The 22,321-nt window shown below is 63.0% G+C and carries 17 protein-coding genes; 9 read left to right on the forward strand and 8 right to left on the reverse strand.

Features of this window, described 5'->3' with window-relative positions:
- Positions 1–73: 73 nt before the first annotated feature.
- The 3 genes from I2I01_RS00675 to I2I01_RS00685 all read right to left on the reverse strand — a co-directional run bounded on the left by I2I01_RS00675 (position 74) and on the right by I2I01_RS00685 (position 2,990).
- Entirely contained in the window at positions 74–1,561 is a 1,488-nt protein-coding gene (locus I2I01_RS00675; protein ID WP_196284500.1) for an APC family permease, read from the reverse strand.
- Positions 1,562–1,644: 83 nt separating this feature from the next.
- Positions 1,645–2,181: a hypothetical protein gene (locus tag I2I01_RS00680; RefSeq protein WP_196284501.1), complete on the reverse strand. Its 537-nt coding sequence runs from the start codon at positions 2,179–2,181 to the stop codon at positions 1,645–1,647.
- 203 nt (positions 2,182–2,384) lie between these two features.
- Positions 2,385–2,990, reverse strand: a complete 606-nt coding sequence (locus tag I2I01_RS00685; RefSeq protein ID WP_196284502.1) for a hypothetical protein — start codon at positions 2,988–2,990, stop codon at positions 2,385–2,387.
- 104 nt (positions 2,991–3,094) lie between these two features.
- On the opposite strand from I2I01_RS00685, the gene I2I01_RS00690 reads away from it, so the two are divergent.
- Positions 3,095–5,860 (forward strand): hypothetical protein, encoded by a 2,766-nt coding sequence (locus tag I2I01_RS00690; RefSeq protein WP_196284503.1) that lies wholly within the window; start codon positions 3,095–3,097, stop codon positions 5,858–5,860.
- Between the two features lie 198 nt (positions 5,861–6,058).
- Entirely contained in the window at positions 6,059–7,111 is a 1,053-nt protein-coding gene (locus tag I2I01_RS00695; RefSeq protein ID WP_196284504.1) for an AAA family ATPase, read from the forward strand.
- A gap of 17 nt (positions 7,112–7,128) precedes the next feature.
- Here the strand turns inward: I2I01_RS00695 and corA are convergent, their stop codons facing one another.
- Entirely contained in the window at positions 7,129–8,334 is a 1,206-nt protein-coding gene (gene corA, locus I2I01_RS00700; RefSeq protein ID WP_196284505.1) for a magnesium/cobalt transporter CorA, read from the reverse strand.
- A gap of 171 nt (positions 8,335–8,505) precedes the next feature.
- On the opposite strand from corA, the gene I2I01_RS00705 reads away from it, so the two are divergent.
- From I2I01_RS00705 to I2I01_RS00730, 6 genes are all read left to right on the forward strand, one after another.
- The gene (locus I2I01_RS00705; protein WP_196284506.1) at positions 8,506–9,513 is read left to right on the forward strand and encodes a hypothetical protein; all 1,008 of its coding nucleotides are present in this window, start codon (positions 8,506–8,508) and stop codon (positions 9,511–9,513) included.
- 88 nt (positions 9,514–9,601) lie between these two features.
- On the forward strand, positions 9,602–10,876 hold the full coding sequence (locus I2I01_RS00710) for an MATE family efflux transporter (protein WP_196284507.1): 1,275 nt from the start codon (positions 9,602–9,604) through the stop codon (positions 10,874–10,876).
- A gap of 30 nt (positions 10,877–10,906) precedes the next feature.
- Positions 10,907–11,881 carry a glycosyltransferase gene (locus I2I01_RS00715; RefSeq protein ID WP_196284508.1) on the forward strand — a complete coding sequence of 325 codons (975 nt, stop codon included), beginning with the start codon at positions 10,907–10,909 and terminating at the stop codon, positions 11,879–11,881.
- A gap of 105 nt (positions 11,882–11,986) precedes the next feature.
- Positions 11,987–13,687 (forward strand): hypothetical protein, encoded by a 1,701-nt coding sequence (locus tag I2I01_RS00720; protein WP_196284509.1) that lies wholly within the window; start codon positions 11,987–11,989, stop codon positions 13,685–13,687.
- 143 nt (positions 13,688–13,830) lie between these two features.
- Positions 13,831–14,811 (forward strand): acyl-ACP desaturase, encoded by a 981-nt coding sequence (locus I2I01_RS00725; protein ID WP_196284510.1) that lies wholly within the window; start codon positions 13,831–13,833, stop codon positions 14,809–14,811.
- Positions 14,812–14,844: 33 nt separating this feature from the next.
- Positions 14,845–16,686 carry an FG-GAP-like repeat-containing protein gene (locus tag I2I01_RS00730; protein WP_196284511.1) on the forward strand — a complete coding sequence of 614 codons (1,842 nt, stop codon included), beginning with the start codon at positions 14,845–14,847 and terminating at the stop codon, positions 16,684–16,686.
- Here I2I01_RS00730 and I2I01_RS00735 read toward each other — a convergent pair.
- From I2I01_RS00735 to I2I01_RS00745, 3 genes are all read right to left on the reverse strand, one after another.
- Positions 16,683–17,531: a bifunctional transcriptional activator/DNA repair enzyme AdaA gene (locus tag I2I01_RS00735; RefSeq protein WP_196284512.1), complete on the reverse strand. Its 849-nt coding sequence runs from the start codon at positions 17,529–17,531 to the stop codon at positions 16,683–16,685. The two genes, I2I01_RS00730 and I2I01_RS00735, sit on opposite strands and share 4 nt — an antisense overlap.
- A gap of 237 nt (positions 17,532–17,768) precedes the next feature.
- Complete coding sequence (locus I2I01_RS00740) at positions 17,769–18,431, reverse strand: hypothetical protein (protein WP_196284513.1); 663 nt, start codon at positions 18,429–18,431, stop codon at positions 17,769–17,771.
- A gap of 102 nt (positions 18,432–18,533) precedes the next feature.
- Positions 18,534–19,196, reverse strand: coding sequence for a hypothetical protein (locus I2I01_RS00745; RefSeq protein WP_196284514.1), 663 nt, complete (start codon positions 19,194–19,196; stop codon positions 18,534–18,536).
- 180 nt (positions 19,197–19,376) lie between these two features.
- On the opposite strand from I2I01_RS00745, the gene I2I01_RS00750 reads away from it, so the two are divergent.
- Positions 19,377–19,985, forward strand: coding sequence for a hypothetical protein (locus I2I01_RS00750; RefSeq protein WP_196284515.1), 609 nt, complete (start codon positions 19,377–19,379; stop codon positions 19,983–19,985).
- Positions 19,986–20,051: 66 nt separating this feature from the next.
- On the opposite strand, the gene dnaK is transcribed toward I2I01_RS00750, so the two are convergent.
- Entirely contained in the window at positions 20,052–21,992 is a 1,941-nt protein-coding gene (gene dnaK / locus I2I01_RS00755; protein ID WP_196284516.1) for a molecular chaperone DnaK, read from the reverse strand.
- Positions 21,993–22,321 lie beyond the last annotated feature (329 nt).

Below are 22,321 nucleotides of genomic sequence, written 5' to 3' on the forward strand. Positions count from 1 at the left end.
GGCTGTATACAACGCCAAAGCGCCCGGACTTCCTGTAAGTCCGGGCGCTTTTTTTGCTGTTTATGAATCCAGGCTAGCCTGCCGTGCGCCCAAACCGTCGGCCAAACAGGAAGTACACCGGCAGGCCCAGCGCCATCAGCAGCAGGCCGCGCTGCGAGAACTCGGCGGTATCGGGGGCGATGAGCAGGATGATGCAGAACGTAGTAGCCAGCAGGATGTAGAGGCCCGGCACCAGCGGGTAGCCCCAGGCGCGGTAGGGGCGGGGCGCCTCGGGACGGGTGCGGCGCAGCACGAAAATGCCGATGATGGTGACGACGTAAAACAGAATCACGGCGAACATCACGTAGTTGAGCAGGTCGCCGTACTTGCCGCTGAGGCAGAGCACGCAGGCCCAGAAGCACTGGGCCCACAGCGCGCGGCCGGGCACGTTGGCGCGGTTCAGGCGGGCCAGGCTGGGAAAGAACAGGCCGTCTTTGGCCATGGCGAAGTAGGCCCGCGCCCCGCTGAGAATGATGCCGTTGTTGGCCCCGAAGGTGCTGAGCATGATGAGCACGGCCATGACGTAGGCCCCGCTCTGGCCGAGCACCGACTCGGCCACGGCGGTGGCCACCCGGTCGTCGGTGGCGTATTGGATGCCGCGGCCGGCCACGGTGGCGGCTTCGGGCGAGCCGTGCAGGGGCAGCACCAGCAAGTACACCACGTTGATGAGGATGTAGAGGCCCGTGACGATGGCCGTGCCGATGGCCATGCTGCGCACCAGCGTGCGCTCGGGGTTCTGGATTTCCTCGCCCGCGAAGCCGATGTTGTTCCACGAATCGGACGAGAACAACGAGCCCGTCATGGCCATGCCGATGGCAATGAGCAAAGCACCGCCCCCAATGGGCAGGGGCGCGGCGCTCACGCCCGGGGCCGGGTAGCGCATGGCCGCCCACATATCGGCGAAGTTGGCCTGAATGGCTTCGTGGTTGAGCCCAAGGGCTAGGCCGAACAGGATGAGCAGCGCCAGCGCCACCAGCTTAGTGCTGCCCAGCACGTTCTGGATGAGCTTGCCGGTGCGCACACCCTGGGCATTGAGCGCCGTGATGCCCACAATGAGCAAAATGGCCAGCAACTGCACCGAGGAAAAAGTGAAATGCCAGCTGCCAATATTCGTTTCAAACAGAATGTTCTTGACGCTGAACCAGGGCTGCAGCACGCCGGTGAATTTGGCAAATGCCACGGCCACGGCCGCGATAACGCCGGTTTGGATGACGAGGAACAGCGTCCAGCCGTAGAGAAAGGCCGTGAGGCGCCCGAAGGCTTCGCGCAGGTACACGTACTGCCCGCCCACTTTGGGGAACATGCTGGCCAGCTCGCCGTAGCTGATGGCCCCGGCCATGGTGATGAAGCCGGTGAGCAGCCACACCACCAGGAGCCAGCCCGCGCTGCCCACCTGCCGCGAGATGTCGGCCGAAACGATGAAGATGCCCGAGCCAATCATGCTGCCCGTGACGAGCATAATGGCGTCGAAAAGATTGATGGCGCGCTTAAAATGCGGCTGGTCGGGTTGAGGTTCGGTCATAGAGCGAGGTGAGAATTTTGCCAAAGAAAACGAAAAGGCCCGCCGAAACCGGCAGGCCTTGAAAATATGATGGTAATAAGCAGCTAAAACTCGCTGCGGTCGTACCAGCTGCGCATGCGCCAGGGGTCGTTGCGGTTTTTGCGCACCAGCACGATGCGCGCCGTGCCCGAGCCCGAAAACCGTTGGTCATCGCGTTGCTCAATGGTGAGCAGGAAAGAGCGTTCCACATTGGCCAGCGTGTCCGACGACAGGGTATCGGAGCTGGGCATGTACTGCGTCCACTGCAAATTGGTGGAGCGGGCGGCTTTGAACAGGCGGTAAGTGGTGTTGGCGTCCACGTCGCGGGTCCAGGTGCGGTCCACGTTGGCGGCGAAGTCGCGGTAGGTAAACTTGAACTTGGGCGACAGCAACTGCCCGTACAGCGTGGAATCCCGCAATTGATACGATGCCCGGAACCGGTCGAAGAAGCCGCGCACCGTCACGGGGTTGCCCAGCAGCGCGTTCTGGTCGGTGGGCACTTCGTCTAGGGCCGGCGCAAACGGATTGCAGGCCGGCACCGTGAGCACCAGCCCAATGCCAGCCAGCAGCAAAACAGGATACGACGGACGCCCGAGCTTCATGAGCCGAAATATACGGGTTGGCTAATAAATAACGAAGAATTAAGTGGTTCCGTCATCCTGAGCGCAGCGAAGGAACTTCTCACCAACGAACGACTTGCAGTAAATTATATGAGCGGTCTGTGGTGTCGTGTTAAGGTCCTTCGCTGCGCTCCGGATGACAACTTGTTCAGTTGTCTCTACTCAGCCAAGCCCACCCCCACGCCTCAATGCGAGCTGAAGTATTTTTTCAAATCCGTCCAGCATAAGCCGGGGGTGGTGCGCTGGTCGCGCCAGGCCACAATGCGCCACTCGTTGTTGCGGCGGCGCAGGATGAGGCGGATGTTGCCTTGCAGCGTGCCGGCATGAAAGGCCGTGTCCTGCTGTGTGATTTTGAGCTGGTACAGAGCCGAAACTTCTACTGAATCGGCAGTATAAAGCTGGTCGCGCCGGTCGCTGAGGGTGAGGGTGTTATTGGTGTTGGTGGCGGTGCGGCGGCGCAGGCTGCTGAAGTAGGTGGTTTCCTCCGGCACGCTCCAGTTGGCGAAGAGGGCGGGCGAGGAGCCGGCGCTGGTGGGGTCGGGCACGAAGCGGTAGTTGGGGCCGCTGAAGGTGCGCTCGTAGTTGGCCACGTTCACGCGCTGCACGGCGGTGATGAAGTTGTTGAGCAGGATGTCAATCTGGGTAGGCTGCACCCATTCGCTGCCCGCCGCTGCCGGCTCGGGCTCGCGCAGCTGAAAACAGGCGGGCAGGGCCAGCAGGCTCAGCAGCGGCAGCAGCACGCGGCCGCGGGTTCGGGGCAGGCCTTTCAAATTTCTATGCCGGAGCTTCATCACCGTTTGCCAGGCTTGGGGTTGAACCGAAAGATACGGCCGCTTTTGCTGGCGGGCCGCGCCGGGGGCCGTACTTTCGTCGCCCGTCATCCGCTTCTTTCCGCATGTCCCGCAAGCTTCTGGCGCTGCTCACGGCTCTTGTTTTGCTGCTCACGCTGGCCACCTACGTGTACTACCGCCGCACGCTGGCGGCCGTGCCCGTCGACCCCTACGCCCTGGTGCCCGACGATGCCGTGCTGGTGCTCAGCACTCACGACCACCCCGCCCTGGTGCGCCACCTGCAGGAAACTGAGCTGTGGGACAACCTGACGGCCGTGCGCTATTTCCAGCAGGCAGCAGGCCACCTGGCCCTGGCCGACAGCCTGGCTGGCAGCAACGCCCGCCGCCGCAACGGCCTGCTCAGCCTGCTGGGCCGCAAGCTGGTCATCACCTCCCTGCACGTGACGGGGCCGGGCGAGTTTGACGTGCTTTACCAGATTCCGCTGAACCGGGTGAGCGAGTACCGGCAGGTCCGCAGCCTGCTTGAAACCCTGGGCCGCGACGCCCGCTACCGCCTCAGCACCCGCGACTACCAGGACCAGGAGCTGACCGTGCTAACCGAGCAGCGCAGCGAGCTCAGCATCACCCTGCTCAACTACCGCAACCACCTGCTGGTAAGCGCCAACCCCAGCCTGGTGGAGGCCGCCGTGCGGCGGCTGGCCCACCCCGATGCCCCCACGGTACTGGCTGCCTTCAACTCCACCGATTTGTTGAAGCTAAAGGGGATAGATGCTTCGGTGCTAATTAATTATCGAAGGCTGCCGCAGTTTCTGGATGTGTTGTTTCGACGCGATGCACACGGGCAATTTGATATTCTCACCGGGCTGGTATCGCAAGGGCTGCTCGGGGTGAAGCTGGCCGGCCGAGAGTCGGTGTTCCAGGGTTTTTCCAACCCCGAAACGGCCAAGGGAACGCTGCAGCAGCGCCTGCGCGGGCAGCCGGCCCTGCCCCTGGGCCTCACCGGCCTGCTGAGCACACGCACGGCCCTGCTGCTGCATTTGGCGGCCAACTCCCGCCGCACCTGGCCCGCCGCGCCTGGTAGCGCAGCCGATTCGCTGGGTATTGCCGGCGCCCTCGACAGCCTGCGGGCCACCTTCGGGGGCGAGATGGCCGTGGCCTACCTGGCTACCGCCGCGCCCGGCAGCCGGCCGGGGCGGCTGGCGTTTGTGCGCTGCCCGGCGCCGGCCCGCACGGCCAACTGGCTGGCCCGGCTGCGCCGGCTGCAGGGCAACTCGCCGGCCTTCACCCGCGTGGGGCGCTACGAAATTCACCCCACCGGCTTCACCGAGGCATCGGCGCTGGGGCCATTGCTGGCCCCCGACCGGCCCTACGCCGTGGAAGCCGTGGCCGGCGCCGGGGTGCTGGTCGATGATTACCTGGTGCTCTCCGACGAGCAAACCCTGAACGCCTACCTGGCCGACGTGGTGGCCGGCAATACCTGGGCCCAGACGCCGGCGCAGGTTTCCTTTTTGCAGGAAACGCTGCCCCGGGCCCGTCTGAGCGTGTTCATCGACACGCGCAACAGCTGGAACGCCCTACTGGGCGTGCTCACCGAAGACCGCCGGGCCGGCCTGCTGCGCAACGAAGCCTTGTTCAAGCGCTTCCCCCAAATGGCCCTGCAGCTGGTACCGCCCGAAAACGAAGCCGCTCCGGAGGCCCAGTACTTCACCCAGTTGCTGTTGCACCGTCCCAACCTGGGGCCGGCCACCGCGCAGGCGGGCGCCGCCGCGGCCAACGGCCGCGTGCTCGCTTTCAAGCACAGCCTGACCGGCACGCCCGCTTTGCTGCCGGCCCTGGGCACGCGGGTGCCGGCCGTGGTGGTGCAGGATTCGCTGCACGCCCTGCACTACGTAAGCGCCGAAAACGCCGTGCTGTGGTCCGATACGCTGGCCGGGCCGGCGGTGGGTGCCAGCCTGCTGCCGGCGGCCGGGGGCGTGCCGGGCGGCCTGCTGCTGGCCGCCGGCCACCGCGTGCACCTGCTGGCCAACGACGGCGGTGAGGTGCTGCCTTTCCCCCTGAACCTGCCCGATACCGTGCGCGTAGCGGCCCTGCTGGCCGCGGCCGGCAACCCCGGCGCCCCCGCCCGCCTGCTGGCCGTGACGGCCGGCAACGCGCTGACGTTGCTGGATGCCAAAGGGCGCCAATACCCCGGCTGGAAACCCAAGCGGCTCGATTTCCCCTTGGCCGGAAAGCCGGCAGTGCTGGGCGTGGGCGGGCGCGACGTGGTGGTGGCCCCGCTGCAAAACGGTTACGTGTATGCCTTCGATGGCGAGGGCGCGCTGCTGCCGGGCTTCCCCCTGAGCATGGGCGCGCGGCTGGCGGGCGATGTGCTGGTGCAAGCCAGCAGCACCCTGGCCCGCACCCGCCTCACCATGATAAACCAACACGGCGAGCTGGTGAGCTTCAACCTGAGCGGCGACGTGCTCAGCCGCCGCCGCATCGCCACCTGGAGCCGCACTGCCCGCTTTCGCCTGGTGCCCGATGAGCACGGCCGCAGCTTTGTGCTCACGCGCGAAGACGGCAACCAACTGGATGTGTACTGGCCCACGCAGGCCGCCCCGCTCATCACCCAGCGCTTCGTGACTTCGGGCACGAAAGCCGTACAGTTCTTCGATTTCGGCAACAACCGCCGCCTGGTGGCCATTACGGAGCCCGGCCCGGGCCAGGTGTTTCTGTACAATGGCCAGGGCCAGCTGCTGGGCGGTGAGGCCCTGCCCAGCTCCGGCACCGGTGTAGGGCTAACTTATGATGCGACGACGGCTACATATCAGCTCGTCCGCATTGTGGGCCGCGAGATGCGCCGTACCGAGCTGCGCGTAGGGCAGCAGTAGGTGCATTGGCGTAAGAGTGGATAAGTGGATCGTCAAAACCGTCATGCCGAGCACAATGGAGGAAGATTTCTCCCTTCGTCAACAACGATTACAATTATATCAGCATACGGAATGCCTCAGCTGCGCTCGGCATGACAGTTCTATTATCACACTAACCTGTTAGCCCACCAATCCGCTAATCCACCAGCCCGCCAATCCATGACCATTCCTCCTCGCACCGGCCTTGTAGTGGGTAAATTTTGGCCACCGCACCGGGGCCACCAGCTGCTCCTCGAAACGGCCGCTGCTCAAGTAGCCGAGCTGGTGGTGCTGGTGTACGCCAACCCTGATTCGCCCAGCCACCCCGCGGCCGTGCGCGCCGAATGGCTGCGGATGCTTTACCGTGGCGACGAGGGCGCCGCCGGGCCGCACATTGGGCACACGCCGCTGCGCATTTTCGCCCTCTCTGCTACCGATGGAGTGCCGCCCGATGCAGCCGACGACCACACGCACCGCGAATTTGTGCGGCAGTGGCTGGCGCGGCAGGGCATCCGGGTCGATGTCATTTTCAGCAGCGAGGCATACGGACCAGGCTTCGCCCAGCACTTAGGCGTGCCGCACGTAACCGTGGATGAGTCGCGCCGCCAAGTGCCGATTTCCGGCACCCAGATGCGCGGTAATCCATCCGCCTACGCCCCATACCTGCACCCTCTGGTGGCGGCGCAGCTGGGCGTGGTGCCGCCCGCGTCGGTGCCGCGCGTAGTCTTTCTGGGGGCGGAAAGCAGCGGTAAGTCGACGCTTTGCGCGGCGCTGGCTGAGGCCTGTGGTACCGTCTGGGTGCCGGAATACGGCCGTACCCTGCACGAGCAGAAAAACGGCAACCTCGACTACGACGACCTGCTATACATTGCCCGCCGCCACGCCGAGCTGGAGGACGAAGCCGCCGCGCAGTCCCGTGGCGTGCTTTTCTGCGACACCAACGCGGCCACCACGGCTCTTTATTCCTACTACTATTTCCACCGCTGCGACCCGGCCCTGCAGGCTATGGCTGCCGTGTGCGGGAAGCGCTACGCCCACACCTTCGTGTGCGCCCCCACCGTGCCCTTTGAGCAAGACGGCTGGCGCGGCCCTGAGGCCCTGCGCAGCTTCCAGCACGGCATGATACTGATGCAGCTAGACTACTTCGGCATCCCGTACACGCTGGTAGAAGGCACGGTGGCCGAGCGGGTGGCGCAGGTGCAGGCGGAGCTGGGGCGAACAGCCGGCTGGTAGCCGGCAGCCCGCGGGGCTCACCGGTTCGTGAGCCAGCCCTTGCGGTAGAAGTAGTACAGCTGCGTGCCTACCACCAGGGCCATGATGCCCAGCACCATGGGGTATCCCCAGGGGCTGTAAAGCTCGGGCATGTTGAAGGCCAGGAAGTGGCCGTGGTCATCATGGCGCTGGAAGTTCATGCCATAGAGGCCGACCACGAAACTCAGCGGGATGAAAATGGTGCTGATGATGGTGAGCACCTTCATCACCTCGTTCATGCGGTTGCTTTGGTCAGAGAGGTATAAGTCGGTGAGGGAGGAAATGTTGTCACGGTAGCTTTCGGCCAGGTCGAGGGCCTGAATGGCGTGGTCGTAGGCGTCGCGGTAGAAGATTTTCAGCGTTTCAGGCATGATTTCCTCGGGCAGACGCAGGATTTCGGCAATCTTATCGCGCTCGGGGTATACCAGCCGGCGGAAGCGCACCACGTCTTTCTTGATGCGCAGGATGCGGTTGAGGAGGCGGCGCGGGCGCTTGTCAGCGAAAATGGCTTCTTCGAGCTCCTCGATGTAGTCGCCGATGGCGGCCATGGTGGGGTAGTAGTGGTCGAGCACCACGTCGGTGAGGGCGTAGGCCAGGTAGAGCGAGGGGTGGCGGCGCAGGGTGCTGAAATTGGCCCGAATACGCACCCGCAGCGTGTCGAGGCAGTCGTCGTAGTCATCCTGAAACGTGAGCACGTAGTTCGGGCCGGTGAAGATGGACAGCTGGTCGTCGTCGATTTCGAGCAGGGCCGTAAAATCGGTCATGCGCGAAACCATGAACAGGCGGTGGTCGTCGAAAACCTCAATTTTGGCCCGCTGGTAGTCATTTAGCACGTCTTCCATCTGCAGGGGGTGCAGGCCGAAGTCTTGCATCAGGCGCTCCATGAGGGGGAGGTCGCCGTAGCCGCGCACGTCAATCCAGTGCTTGAGCTCGGGGTGTTGGCGCAGGTGCTCGAGCAGGTCGTCGTAGCGGTCGGTATACTCGTCCTCGGCGCACACTTCATCGTTGTACGACACCAAAAACAGGCGTGGCTTGAGGGCGCCTTCGCGGATGTTGAGCGTGCCAGGGCGCTGGCCCACCTGCTGGTAGCGCGCCTGCCGGGTGGCCTCGCGGTCGGTGATGGATATGGGCCCGGCGCCGGGCGCTTCGGCCAGCGTGGGCGAGCGGTTGGGTGCGGCCGACGATGACGAGCTGAGCGGGTTCATGGGGCAGGCAACAGAAATGGTTGAATGCAAAGGCGCAATGTGGCAGCCTACGCATGGCGGCCTCATGAAGATGTGCCGCGATAAGCTTAACCCTAGAAAATGGCACCCGCCCGCGCGCCGCCGACGGCCAATCCGTGCCGTACTTTGCCCTGCCCACCACGCCACCCGCATTTGAAAATCCCTCAATCCGTCCTTGCTCCTGATGCCGCCGCCCTGCCAGGCCCGGCATCCCTGGCTGTGTGGATGGCCGACAGCGGACCCGCGGCGCCGCGGCTGCCACTGGCGTTTGAGTCATTTCTGTATTTGCGCCCCGAGCACCAGCGTTTGCAGGCCGGGGCAGGCCCGGTGCTGAGCTTTTATCTGGAAGATGTGGCCGCTGGCCGCACCGTGGCCCAGCTGCACGTGGCCCTGAACGAGGCTACCGCCACGGCCCACAGCCCCGCCCAGGCGCCGTTTGGGGCCGTGCAGCTGGCCGCGGGCTTGTCCGTGCCCGCGCTGCACCGGCTGCTGGATGCGGCGGAAGCAGAGCTTCGGCGCCGGGGCGTACACCGGCTGGCGCTGCGCGGCTACCCTTTCGCCTACGACCCCGCCGGTGCGGCCACCCTGGCCGAGGCCCTGCGTCAGCGCGGTTACCGTGTGGCCCTGGCCGAGCAGAACTATCACCTCGACCCCGCCCGCGCTTACGAGGCGCATCTGCACCCCTCGGAGCGGCGGCGCCTGCACAAGTGCCGCCGCCACGGCCTGCACTTCGAGCAGGAGCCCCCTTTTTTGCTGCCAATGGCTTACGAGTTTATACAAGCCTGCCGGCAGGAGCGGGGGCAGGCGCTGTCTCTGTCGTTGGAGCGGGTGCAGGAACTGTTCCGGGCATTTCCGCGCGAGCATTTTCTGTTTTCGGTGCGCCAGCCCGACGGCGAATGGGCCGCCCTCACGGTGGCCATTCGGGTGAGCGAGCGGGTGCTGTATAATTTCTACCCCGCCAGCCCGCTGCGCTGCAACGCCCTGAGCCCGGTGGTGATGCTGAACGAAGGCCTGCACGCCTTTGCGAGGGCCAGCGCCCTGGCCGTGCTCGACCTCGGCACGAGCACCCTCGACACCGGCCCCAACGCCTCGCTGCTGCGCTTCAAGCGCCATCTGGGCGGTGTGGCCGGCCTGCGCCTGAGCTGGGAAAAGGAGTTGTAAGGGGAGACGGGGAGATGGGAAGGCAGGGAGTGGGAAAGCTGGGCCTGCTAACCTTTTACAGTAGGAGTATGGCGTTCTTTGCAGTTCCATGCCTACTCAGCCAGCCGCTTCGCCGCCCGCTTCGTCCATTCGCAGCTTCGTGCGGGGCTCGTTGGGCACGGGCGTGGCCGTTGCGGCGCGGGCGGCAGGCTCGCTGATTGTCAACAAGCTCTTTGCCCTCTACGCGCCGGCCGGTGGCCTCACGCTGCTGGCGCAATTCCAGAACCTGATGGCCCTGCTCACCACCCTGCCCAACGACGGCGTGCACGTGGGCCTGGTGAAATACCTGGCCCCGCTGCGGCCGGGCAGCCCGCGCTACCGCACCTGGCTGGGCGCTGCCACGGCGCTGAATGCCGTCGGTTTGCTGCAGGGGGCCGCCGTGCTGGCCACCAAGGGGCTGCTACCCTGGAACTGGGGCAGCTTGGCGGTATTTGGGCTGGGCATTGCGCTACTCACCGGGCAGGGGCTGCTGGGCGCCGCGCTGCTGGCCGCCGGGCGCCTGCGTGCCTACATCGGCTTGTCGGTAACGCTGGCGGTGCTGGGCACGGCCGCTGTGGCTGCAGCTCTGTGGTTTGAGTATGCCCTGCCGACGGTGCTGCTGGCCTACCTGGTGGCACAGGGCCTCACGCTGGTGCCTGCTGCAGCGCTGGCGGCGCGGGCGGGGCTGCTGCAGGGCCTGCGCCTGCGGGCGCCCATCAGCCGGGTGGCTTTGCGCGGCCTGGGGCGGTTTCTGCTCATGGCCGTGAGCACGCTGCTGTTTGGCAAAGCTGTGGACTACGCGCTGCGCAGTTACTTGCTGCGGGCTTTCGGGCCGGGGCCTACCGACCTTTGGCAAGCCGTGGCTAAGCTGTCGGACAACTATACCATGGTGTTCAGCGCGCTGATGAGTAGCGTGTTTTACCCCCGGCTGGCGGCGCTGGCGGGCCAGCCCCGCGAGGCCCGGCGCTACCTGCGCGGCGTGCTGACGCTACTGGCGCCGCTGTTAGCCGTGGGGTTGGGGCTGCTGTGGGTGTGCCGCGACTGGTTGCTGCCGCTGCTGTTTGCCCCACGGTTGCTGGCGGCCCGGGCGCTGCTGGCGCCCCAGCTGCTGGGCGACTGGGCCAAGTTTCTGAGCTGGCTGTTCATCTTCCAGCTCATGGCTCGGGCCCGCACCGGGCCCTACATCGCCGTGCAGGCGGCCTCGGCGGCCGCACTGGCTGCACTTCTGGCGGCACTGCTGCCCCGCTACGGGCTGGAAGGAGCGGTGCTAGCGCACGCCGCCCGCTATGGGCTGGTGCTGGCCGCGTGCGTGGCCGTACAATTGCGAAGAAGGAAGGACGATTGAAGAATATAGCTTTGCATGCTCGCCTCTGTTATGCCCGATTCTTCAGTTTTAGTCCCGCGTGCCACGTTGAACAGTGCGTCCGCAAGCGCAGCCCCTGCGCCGCTGGTCACCATCGTGGCCCTGTGCCACAACCACGCGCCCTTCCTGCGTGAGGCCCTGGATTCCATTCTGGCCCAAACCTACCCGCATCTGGAAGTGTGGCTGGTCGACGACGCCAGCACTGACGGCAGCCCGGCCATCCTGCAGGAATACGCCGCCCAAAACCCCGCCTGGCACCTGCTGTTGCTACCTGAAAACGTAGGCAACTGCCGTGCCTTCAACCAGGCCTTCCGCCAGAGCCGGGGCGAATTTGTCATCGACTTCGCCACCGACGATGTGCTGCTGCCTGCCCGCGTGGCCCAGCAAGTACAGGCTTTCCAAAGCGCGCCCACTGAGGTGGGCATGGTGTATTCCGATGCGGAGCTTATTACGGAAGACGGTAAGCTTATCGGGTATCACCACCAGCAGCTCGATGCCACCAACCGCCGGCCCACGCCGGCCAGCGGCTGGGTATTTGCCGAGGTGCTGCGGCGTTACTTCATTAGCACGCCTACGATGATGATGCGCCGCGCCTGTTTGGAGGCGCTGGGCGGCTACGATGAAACGCTGACCTACGAGGACTTCGACTTCTGGGTGCGTGCCAGCCGCGACTGGCAGTTTCTGTACCTCGACGCCGTGACCACGCGCAAGCGCAAGCATCCGCGCAGCATGAGCGCCAAAGCCTACCGCCGTCACGACCCCTTCCTGGCTTCCACCATCCGCGTGTGCGATAAAGCCCTGGACCTGTGCCGCACCTCTGCTGAGCGTGAGGCGCTGGCCGTGCGCCTGCGCTGGGAGCTGCGCCAAGCTCTGCGGCACCGCCACGCCGCGCAGGGCCGCGAACTGTACGCGCTGCTGGGCCTGAGCGGACACCGGCGCCCCTTCGACCGCCTGCTGGGGCTGCTGGCGCGTCTGCCGCTGGGGTAGTGGTCAGTGGCTAACAGTTAGTTGCGGTTTGGCCGTCAGGTGCTTATAAGGGGACTGACCACTGAACGCTGACCACTAACCGCTAACCATCCCGTTCTTGCGCCCATGAACTGGTTTTCTGGCCAAGCCGCACGCGTCGTTCTGCTGCCCTTGCTGCTTATAGCGGCTACGGTGCGGTGCCTCGGCAGCTACACCGAAACCAGCGACGACCAAACCCTGGCCTGGCTGTTCTCGGGCGTGTTGGCGGTTAAGCCCATCACCTCGGTTCCTTTGTACATGCATGGCTACGGGCATCTGCTGGCGGCCTTCTATGCGGATGGGGCGGCTGTGTGCTGGCTGGGCGTGCTATTGGGGGTGCTGCTGGCAATGGCAACCGGGCTGGTTTTCGCGGTGCTCGACCGGCTATTGCGGCCGCACCTGCGGCCGGCGCTGTTGGTTTTGGTGCTGACGCTGTTTTTCGGCCTGGCCTGGCTGGAGCATTGGCTATGGTTTAGCCACGCGCGGGTGGCGCTGCTGCTGGCCGGGGCGGGCGTGCTCTTTGCTGCCCAGCGGCCGGGGCGGGGTGGGGCACTGGCGTTGGGGCTGCTGGTGCTGGGTGCGGCCTGGCTGGTGCGGCCCGGTTTGGCGGTGCTGGGAGCTGTTGCGGTGGTGCCGGCCGCTTTGCTGCTGGCCGGTGGCTGGCGGCAGGCCGCGCCGGTATTGGGCAGCGCAGCGTTGGGGCTGCTTTTGGCCACCGGCCTGCTGCACTGGCAGCAGACGCCTGCCGAAGCCGCAGCCCGGCGTCGGGACGCGGCGCTGACCCGAATCCTCGATTATGGGCAGTTGCAGCCCCGGCCCCGCACGCCGGCCGATAGCCTCGGCACTGCCGCCGTGGACCTCTGGCTGCTGGGCGACTCCACCGTGGTGAACGAAGGGCTACTTCAACGGGCTTATCAGTTTGATGCCGGGCATTTCTTCGGCCGGGAAATGCCTGCCAAGCTGGCCCTGCGAGCAGGGCAAATGCTACGCGACTACTTCCCGCTGTGGCTGGCGCTGGCCGCATCGGTCGTGGCGGTGCAGCGCCGAAGCCGAAACCGTTGGTTCTGGTTGGTGCAGGGCGGCTTTGTGGGCGGACTGCTGCTGCTGGCGGGCTTGTTCAAATTGCCGCCTCGCGTGGCCCTGCCGCTGCTGGATTTTTGGCTGTTGACCAACGCGGTTTTCTGGCTGAAACCGCTGCAAACCGCCACGCCGAATGACCCCCCCACCCAAACCAGTAGGCATCTTAAGCCACTGATGCAGCCGTGGGCGCGCGGGCTTGGCGTCGCGGCTTTGCTGCTCGTTGTGTTTCTGTATGCGGCCAAAACCGGGCATCGCCAAAAGGTATTGCAAGGTGAGAAAGCCCGCAATAGCATGACAATAAGCCTATTTCAACATCGGAGCCGGCTGGGACGGCCGGTGCGCGTGCTAGCTGGCACCAACGACTGGCTGAAAAGCCTCTCACCGTTTCGCACTTATTCCCTTGGCCCGGGCCCCGTGCTGCAACTCACGGGTTGGCCTGCGTCCGATGCCTCTCAGACGCAGCTACGCCAGGCGCTAACAGGGGCCGCCGACCAAACCGAGTGCCTCCGCCGGTTGGCCCAGCGGCCATGCAAAGGCCCGCAGCCGCAGGTACAGTGGCTGCTGACGCCCGAAGCCGCCCAGTGGCTCAACCGGCGCTTTCGCCTCGCCAATGCCGGCGTACAACTCGCCCAAGATGCTGCTATGCTTCCGTACACCCCACGCGGCATGGTGCGTTATTACTGCATCGTGCCGCAGCCCAAACAATGATTTAGCAGCCCATCAAGCCCTCTTTTTAGGGTTTTACCACTGCCAATGCCATAATCTTATACCCGGCCCCCTACGGTTCGGCCGGACCTTTGTTGCGCGAAAGGCGTTCTTTCATCACCCCTTCACGCTTTTCGCCACACCCCATGCAAACGTCCATCTCGATTACCCGCGGCGAAGTCCTCCAGCAAATGGAGGGCTACCTGAAAGAAAACATGAGCACCTTCCTCAAAAGTGTGGAAGACAGCTGGCAGCCGGCCGACTACCTGCCCGACTCGCGCCGCGACACGTTTTTCGACGAGGTGAAGGAGTTGCGTGAGAAGGCCGCCAGCCTGAGCTACGACCTGCTGGCCGTGCTCATCGGCGACACCATCACCGAAGAAGCGCTGCCCAATTACGAGGCATGGTTCCACGAGCTTGATAACATCAACCGCGACCGCAACAACGGCTGGGCCGAGTGGATTCGGGGCTGGACGGCTGAGGAAAACCGCCACGGCGACCTGCTCAACCGCTACCTCTACCTCTCGGGCCGCGTGAACATGCGCGAGTTCGAGGTGAGCACCCAGTACCTCATCAACGACGCCTTCGACCTGGGCACGGCCAACGACCCTTACCGCGCCTTCGTGTACACGAGCTACCAGGAGCAGGCCACCAACATCTCGCACCGCCGCGTGGGCCAGCTCGCCCGCAAAGCCGGCGACGACCAACTCTCCAAAATCTGCGGCATGATTGCCGGCGACGAAACCCGCCACGCCCGCGTGTACAAGGCCTTCGTGAGCAAGATTTTCGAGCTCGACCCCTCGGAAATGATGCTGGCCTTTGAGGACATGATGCGCAAGAAAATTGTGATGCCGGCCCACTACATGCGCGAAATGGGCGTGGAAATGGGCAAAACCTTCGGCCACTTCACCGACGCCGCCCAGCGCATCGGCGTGTACACCAGCGCCGACTACACCGACATCCTCGACTCGCTCATCAAGGAGTGGGACATCGAGCACATCAAAGACCTGAACGGCGAGGCCGAGCGCGCCCGTGATTACATCATGGCCTTGCCCAACCGCCTGCGCCGCGTGGCCGACCGCATGCCCGTGCCCAAGCTGGAATACAAATTCAAGTGGATTTCGTAGCGAAAGCTTCGCGTTGAATAGCCCGCGCCCCGTTTGGTTTTGCCAGGCGGGGCGTTTGGTTTTAAAGACAAGATAACCCGCTTCATGCCATTACATTTGCCTGAATTGCAAATGCTTTTGCCTTCCATGACGCACTTCTCCCAGCGCCCTTTCCACTACCTTCTTCTGGCCGGCTGCTTTGGCAGCACCGTTACCATGGCGCAAAGCCCCGCCGTGGTAAGCGCTGGCCTCAGCCCAGCCCGAAATGCTGTGGCCGCGCCGCGCACTGCTCCAGTTGTTATTCCCTTCTCACAGACTCTCAACCCCTCCACGGCGGACAATATCAAAATCCATGCATCGCAGAGCCGCGGGCGGCGCACTGCCACGGTTAGCACCAGCGGTAGCATCGTCACGCTGACGCCCACGACACCCGCCGGGCAGGCGGCCGCTTTCAGCCCAGGCGAAACCGTGACGGTGACCGTGCCGGCGACGGTGCAGAGCACGGCAGGTGCCGGGGCGGTGCCGCAGGTATATCAGTTCACGGCGGCAGCCACGGGAGGAAGCGGAAACTTTGGGCCGGGGAGTGATGTGGCAACAAACACAACCGGCTATGGTCCGGATGTGAAAGCCGGGGATTTGGATGGCGATGGCGATATAGATTTCGTTACCAATTCGCAGGGCACTAGTTTTTCTGCAGATAATAAAATAAAAGTCCGGCTGAACGATGGCAGCGGTAATTTTTCGCCAGCACCAGATGTAATCGTGGACTATGCGCCCAACGGCGTGGCCCTGGCCGATGTGGACGGGGATGGTGATTTGGATATTGTTGCCCCTTGCGCTGGCACGGCCGGCAGCACGGTAAACATTTGCTTAAACAACGGCAACGCCAATTTCGCTATCCCTATCGTCATCAATATAGGTTTGTCGCTGAGCAATGTAAGCGTGGCTCTAGGGGACATGGATGGGGATGCTGACTTAGATTTGGTGATAAACGGCGGCTGGATATCTTTCAACGATGGCAGCGGCCGCTTTACGGGAATGGTAGCCCTTCCTGCGGCGGCGGGTGTAATGGGTGATTTGGATGGCGACGGCGATTTGGACCTCATGTCCCCTAGCCGAGTGCTGTTAAACAATGGCCACGGGAGTTTTGCCCTGGGTTCCACCCCAAGCTTCTCAGGGCCTTTGGGATTAACCCTGGGCGACCTGGACGGCGATGGCGACTTGGATGCAGCAACCGTCAATTTTGGGCTTGGAAGCACCAACCGGGTGAGTGTGCGCCTGAATGATGGGAACGGAAATTTCTCGGGTACCACTGAAATTGCCATTGGAGCCACCGCCCCTTGCCTGGCCCTGGGCGACATTGACGGCGACGGCGACCTGGACCTGTTAGTTCCGAAAATTGGCAGTCCAATGTTTATGGATATTGCGCGCAATGATGGCGCTGGCCATTTTGGTGGCATCACCTCGGTGCCCACGGCGGGCCCGGCTTCTCCGTCAGGCATTCAGGCAATGAGCATGGCGCTGGCCGATGTAGACAACGACGGCGACCTGGACTTCCTATCCTCCCAATACTTAGGGGGAATAGTGGGCGTGCGACTAAACAGCGCGGCCTTGGCCACTGCTTCGGCGCTGGCGCGCCCCGCGGCCACGTTTTATCCAAACCCAGCTTTTCAGAACATTTCGGTTCAAATTAGGTGTCCAGTGCCTGCCGATGCCCGCAAAGCAAGCGTTAGCATTTTCAATGCTTTAGGCCAATTTGTTACATCGGCGTCGCTAACGGTACAGAGCGGCTTGGTTGACGGTCCTTTGCCCACTACTGACCTGGCGCCGGGCATCTACAACGTGCGCGTGCAGGCAGGCGCGGTAGTTGTGAGCAAGCGACTGACGGTACTTTAGCCAACCTGGGTTTCCGCAACTGCTGCAGCTACCCGCGCCGCCTCCCAGCCCAGCAGCGCGGCCTTGCGTGGGGCGCCCCAGCGGTATTGCCCCAGCGCGCCGGTGCCGCGAATGACGCGGTGGCAGGGGATGAGGTAGGCCACCGGGTTGGCCCCGATGGCCGTGCCGGCGGCCCGCACAGCCGCGCCGTTTTCGGCCGCCTCAGCCAGCTGCGAGTAGGTGCGTAGCTGCCCCTCCGGCACGCGCAGCAGCGACTCCCAGATTTTGAGTTGAAAAGCTGTGGCTTTCAGATGCAGATGAAGCCGGTCGGTGGGAGTGAAGTCGCGGGCGAAAAACCGCGCTACTCGCGCGTGGTCAGCGGCTACTTCCGCCACTAGGGTGGCGTTGGGCCATTCCTGCCGCAGCTCTTGCAATGCGGTTTCCTCGTCAGTCAGAAACACCAGCTTGCAGATGCCCTTGGCCGTGGAAGCTACCAGGTAGCGGCCAAATGGGCTGTCGCCAAAGCTGTAGCCAATGGTCAGGGCCGCGCCGCCGTGCCGGTATTCGCCGGGCGTCATGGCTTCGAGCGTTACGAACAGGTCGTGCAAACGGCTGGGGCCGGAAAGGCCGGTTTCGTAGGCCGCCTCTGCTACTGAGGCTTGCCGGCTCAGCAGTAGCTTGGCATGGTCGAGGCTAAGGTATTGCAGGAATTTCTTAGGCGACACGCCCGCCCATTCCTGAAACTTACGCTGGAAATAAAACGGACTCCAGTGCGCCTGAGCGGCCATGGCTTCCAAGTCGGGCTGCTGCTGAAAATGCGCCTGGGCGTAGATGAGGGCAGCTTCAATGCGTTGGTAGTCGGTCATGGGGCAGGGAATTGATTTGATGCAAATTTCCACCATACCGTCACCGCTCACCACCCGTTTCTTGCGCTTTTTGAGTCTGGTGAAACTCGCTTTTGCAACAAAAAAGAACGTCATGCGGAGCGAAACCGAAGTATCTTCACCGCTGTAGTAAATCAATTACTAATGCGGGAGAAATGCTTCGGCGGCGCGCCGCATGACGTTACGCTATAACCGTTCTGGGCCAGTCGCCCGGCCAACTTATTTCGCCGAGACAGCCTTTTTCACCGTCACGAGCTGCACCGGTTCGAAATTGGACGCCGGCACCTGGCGGCCGCTGGCGCCTACGTACTGGGGCCGAATTTGCACGGTCAGGCGGCGGTTGGCGGCCGTAAAATCGGTAAGGCCTGCCGCGAAAGCCGCCGGGGTGCTGCCGCTAAGCTGGGCCGGCTTCACGTTTATGTCCACGTCGATGGGCAGGGTCTCGATGGCGCTGGCTTCGAGCTGAGTGTTGGCGCCAGTGGTGCCGGTAGTCAGTTCCTTGCCGTCGAGCAGCAGCTTGTAGTCGAGCTGCTTGAGCTGCACGTTGGTGGCGGTGGGGTTTTTGGCATACACGCGCATCTTAAGGTGCAGGGGCAGGTTGCCTTTTGCCAGGGCCGTCTGCAGTTGTTGCTGCTGGGCCGATGCAATGTCCGAAGCCTGGCGCACGAACAGGATGTCCTGGCCGCCCAATTTCGCTTCGTCAATAAAGTTGAGGCGGTACTGCATCAACGTGTATGCCTCGTTTTCGAGGGCTTCGGCCGAGACATTTTTGCCGGTGGGCTTGTCTTTCACCTGTTCGCTCACGCTGCACGAAGCAGCAGCCAGTAGCAGGGAGCCCAAAGCCAGGGCACGGGCGGGGGCCAGGTAGGAAGAGAAAGTCATAAGTGAAAAAGAACTAATCAGCGTCGAAATAGGTGGGGTGTGCCGCTTGAGGCCTGCTTACGCGAATGCCGCGCCAATGGCTGCAAAGGTAGGCCGGGCGGGCTACTGCGCCCGCAGCCACAGGCGCACTGCAATCCAGAGAATGAAGCTGGCTGTGCCGAGCGTCATGATGCGCAGGCCGTGCACCCGGTCGTGGGCCGAATAGCCCGCAATCTGGCGGCCATCGTTCAGGGTTTTCTTGTGCGAATACAGTTCCCAGCCCATAAAAATAGCTCCAAAGCCGCCCAGCAACGCAAACAGATAGCCTAGCCGGATGCGGCCTTTGTTGTTCAGCTCCGGCTTGTTTTGCTCCACCACGCGGTGCTCGCGCAACAGCCGGATGGCGTCGGCAGACACGTCGCGCCCGCGCTGCCGCAGCAACTGTCCGGCCAAGGTCACGTCGAGCGGGCTCCATTCCTCCGGCTTGGCCAGCAGGTCGAACAGCTCGGCGTCGGTAAAGCTGAACAGGTAATGGTCGGGGCTGAGAGCGGCGAGGGCGTCGCGGTGGGCGTCTTCCTGCAAGCGCCGCACGTATTCAAAATCTGCCCCGTGCAGCTTCACCACGAAGGTGGCGTAGGTGTTGTGGAATGTGAAGGCAGGGTTGAACACGAGCTCGCCGGTATCCGTGGCCGTTTCAAAGGGAATCTCATGCTGCCGCAAAAGCGTCAGCAAGGGCTGCGCCGCCTCGGCTGACGGAAACGACTGAAAGGGTAAAAAATCGAGCATGTAAGCAAGCTACTGCAAAGCGCAAAGGAAGCATAAAATCCGACGCAATGCTGCTGAATAAACACAGCTTAACTTAGTAGCATGAAAGCACCCGGGTGGCTCGGAGTTGCGGCCGTGCTGTGGGTGGCGGGCCCTGTGCAGGCTCAACAGGTTCAGCGCGCTCAGATTAGCATTCCCCTGGTGGCCAGTCAGCCTTCCTCCTTTGTGCCACGAGGATGGCTGCTGGAGGATGCCGTTACGGCCGACCTCAACGGCGACCAGCGTCCGGACAAAGTGCTTGCGTTACAACAAGGGAAATCAGTTGATTACCTCTCGGGTGGGCCCCGGGCCCTGGTGGTTTTGCTAAGCCAAGCCGATGGCTCCTGGCGGCGGGTGGCATATGCTCTGCACGTGCTTATGGAGCCCACGGATTTCGGGCCCCGAACCGGCCGCCCGCATCTCTCCGTGGTGCAAGGAGTGCTTCGTATTCAGCAGGACGGCGGCTCCCGCTATTACGTTTCCCGAACGCAGTTATTCCGAATAGTGCTGCAAACCGGGCGTTGCCGGTTCATTGGCGAGGAGCGGAAAGTGGTGGACTCGAATGGAAACGGGCTGAGTGCTTCCTACAGCACCAATTTGCTTACGGGTAAGCAAATTGTCGTTACAGACGCTGGCGGTGAAACTTATAAACCCAGGACACGCAAGCTACAGTTGCACCTCAAGCCTATTTATATCGAAGAGGTAAACAACGGGGCTACTAATAGCCACGGCTTGCCTTGGCTGCCGAAAAGCTACGACAGCTACCAATAGCTTGGTCATAAAAAAAGGCCGGAAGCATTTGCTTCCGGCCTTTTCAAATCAGGCAATAATCAGGAATTATTTGCCGTCTACTTCTTCGTAGTCCACGTCGGTCACGTGGTCGCCAGCGGGCTGGCCTTGGCCGCCCTGGGCACCGCCGTCGCCGCCGGGGAAGCCCCCGCCGGGCTGGCCGCCCTGGCCGTCAGCACCACCCGCGGCGTACATCTCCTGCGAGGCAGCCTGCCAAGCGGCGTTGATGGCCTCCATGGCGGTGTCGATGCGGGCGAGGTCCTTGGCTTCGTGGGCCGATTTGAGGTCGGCCAGTGCGCCTTCGATGGCGGTTTTGTTGCCACCGCTCAGCTTGTCGCCGTACTCTTTCAGCTGCTTCTCCGTTTGGAAAATCATCGAGTCGGCAGCGTTCACCTTGCTGATGCGCTCGGTTTCGGCCTTGTCAGCTTCGGCGTTGGCGGCAGCCTCGTCGCGCATGCGCTTGATGTCTGCTTCGCTGAGGCCCGAGCTGGCTTCGATGCGGATTTTCTGCTCCTTGCCGGTGCCTTTGTCCTTGGCCGTCACGTTCAGGATGCCGTTGGCGTCGATGTCGAACGTCACTTCAATTTGCGGCACGCCGCGCGGTGCCGGCGGGATGCTGTCGAGGTGAAACTTGCCGATGGTGCGGTTTTGCGAAGCCAGCGGACGCTCGCCTTGCAGCACGTGGATTTCCACCGAGGGCTGGTTGTCCGAAGCCGTGGAGAAGGTTTCCGATTTCTTGGTCGGGATGGTCGTGTTCGACTCGATGAGCTTGGTCATCACGCCGCCCATCGTCTCGATGCCCAGCGAGAGCGGGGTCACGTCGAGCAGCAGTACGTCCTTCACCTCGCCAGTCAGCACACCGCCTTGGATGGCAGCGCCGATGGCCACCACTTCGTCGGGGTTCACGCCTTTCGAGGGCTTCTTGCCGAAGAACTTCTCCACTTCCTCCTGAATGCGGGGGATGCGGGTCGAACCACCCACGAGGATAACCTCGTCGATGTCGGAAGTGCTCAGGCCGGCGTCCTGCATGGCTTTTTTCACCGGGTCCATCGAGCGGCGCACGAGGTCGTCGGCCAGCTGCTCAAACTTCGAGCGGCTCAGCTTCACCACCAGGTGCTTGGGGCCCGAGGCCGTAGCCGTGATGTAGGGCAGGTTGATTTCGGTTTCGTTCGAGCTCGACAGCTCGATTTTGGCTTTTTCGGCGGCTTCTTTCAGGCGCTGCAGGGCCATGGGGTCCTTGCGCAGGTCGAGGCCTTCGTTTTCGCTGCTGAACTGGTCGGCCAGGAAGTTGATAATCACCTGGTCGAAGTCGTCACCACCGAGGTGGGTGTCGCCGTTGGTGCTCAGCACTTCAAACACGCCGTCGCCGAGCTCCAGGATGGAGATGTCGAACGTACCACCGCCAAGGTCATACACAGCGATTTTTTGGTCTTTGTGCTTCTTATCCAGGCCGTAGGCCAGCGCGGCAGCCGTGGGCTCGTTGATGATGCGCTTCACGTCGAGGCCGGCAATGGCGCCGGCTTCTTTGGTGGCCTGACGCTGGGCGTCGTTGAAGTAAGCAGGCACCGTAATTACGGCTTCCGATACGGTGGTGCCCAGGTAGTCTTCGGCCGTCTGCTTCATCTTTTGCAGAATCATTGCCGAGATTTCCTGCGGGGTGTAGTTGCGGTCACCAATCTTCACGGCTACCGTGTTGTTGGGGCCCGCCACCACGTCGTAGGAAACGTGCTTCTGCTCGGCGGTCACTTCGTTGAAGTGGCGGCCCATGAAGCGCTTGATGCTCTGGATGGTGTTTTTGGGGTTGGTCACGGCCTGGCGCTTGGCGGGGTCGCCCACCTTGCGCTCGCCCTTGCCCCCGTCGAGAAATGCGACGATGCTGGGGGTGGTGCGGCGGCCTTCGCTGTTCGGAATGACAACGGGTTCGTTGCCTTCCATCACGGCCACGCACGAGTTGGTGGTGCCGAGGTCAATGCCGATTATTTTGCCCATGTGGAGGGGTGTGTTGGTTAAGATTGAGAGTGGAATATGTCAGGTGAAAGCAGCTTTGCAGCCGCTGACCGGGGATTACAAGCAACGTACCAGCCCCGTTTTGGTGACAGTTTGTCACCGATTCGGCGCCCAAGGCGGAGGTTATCCGACGCGGTGGCGGGATTTGTTGCAAACGGCCAGAATTTTCCTGACAAGGGGGCGGGAAAGGGGCTGCAACAGCATAAGCAGGCCACACGATTTTCTATACCTATGGCGTTGTAGCTGCCAATTGTTAAAATTTATTTACCGTCGATGTTAGCACTTTTTACACTGTTGCCGCTTGCACTTCT

The organism is Hymenobacter properus (assembly GCF_015694735.1).
GTDB lineage: Bacteria > Bacteroidota > Bacteroidia > Cytophagales > Hymenobacteraceae > Hymenobacter > Hymenobacter properus.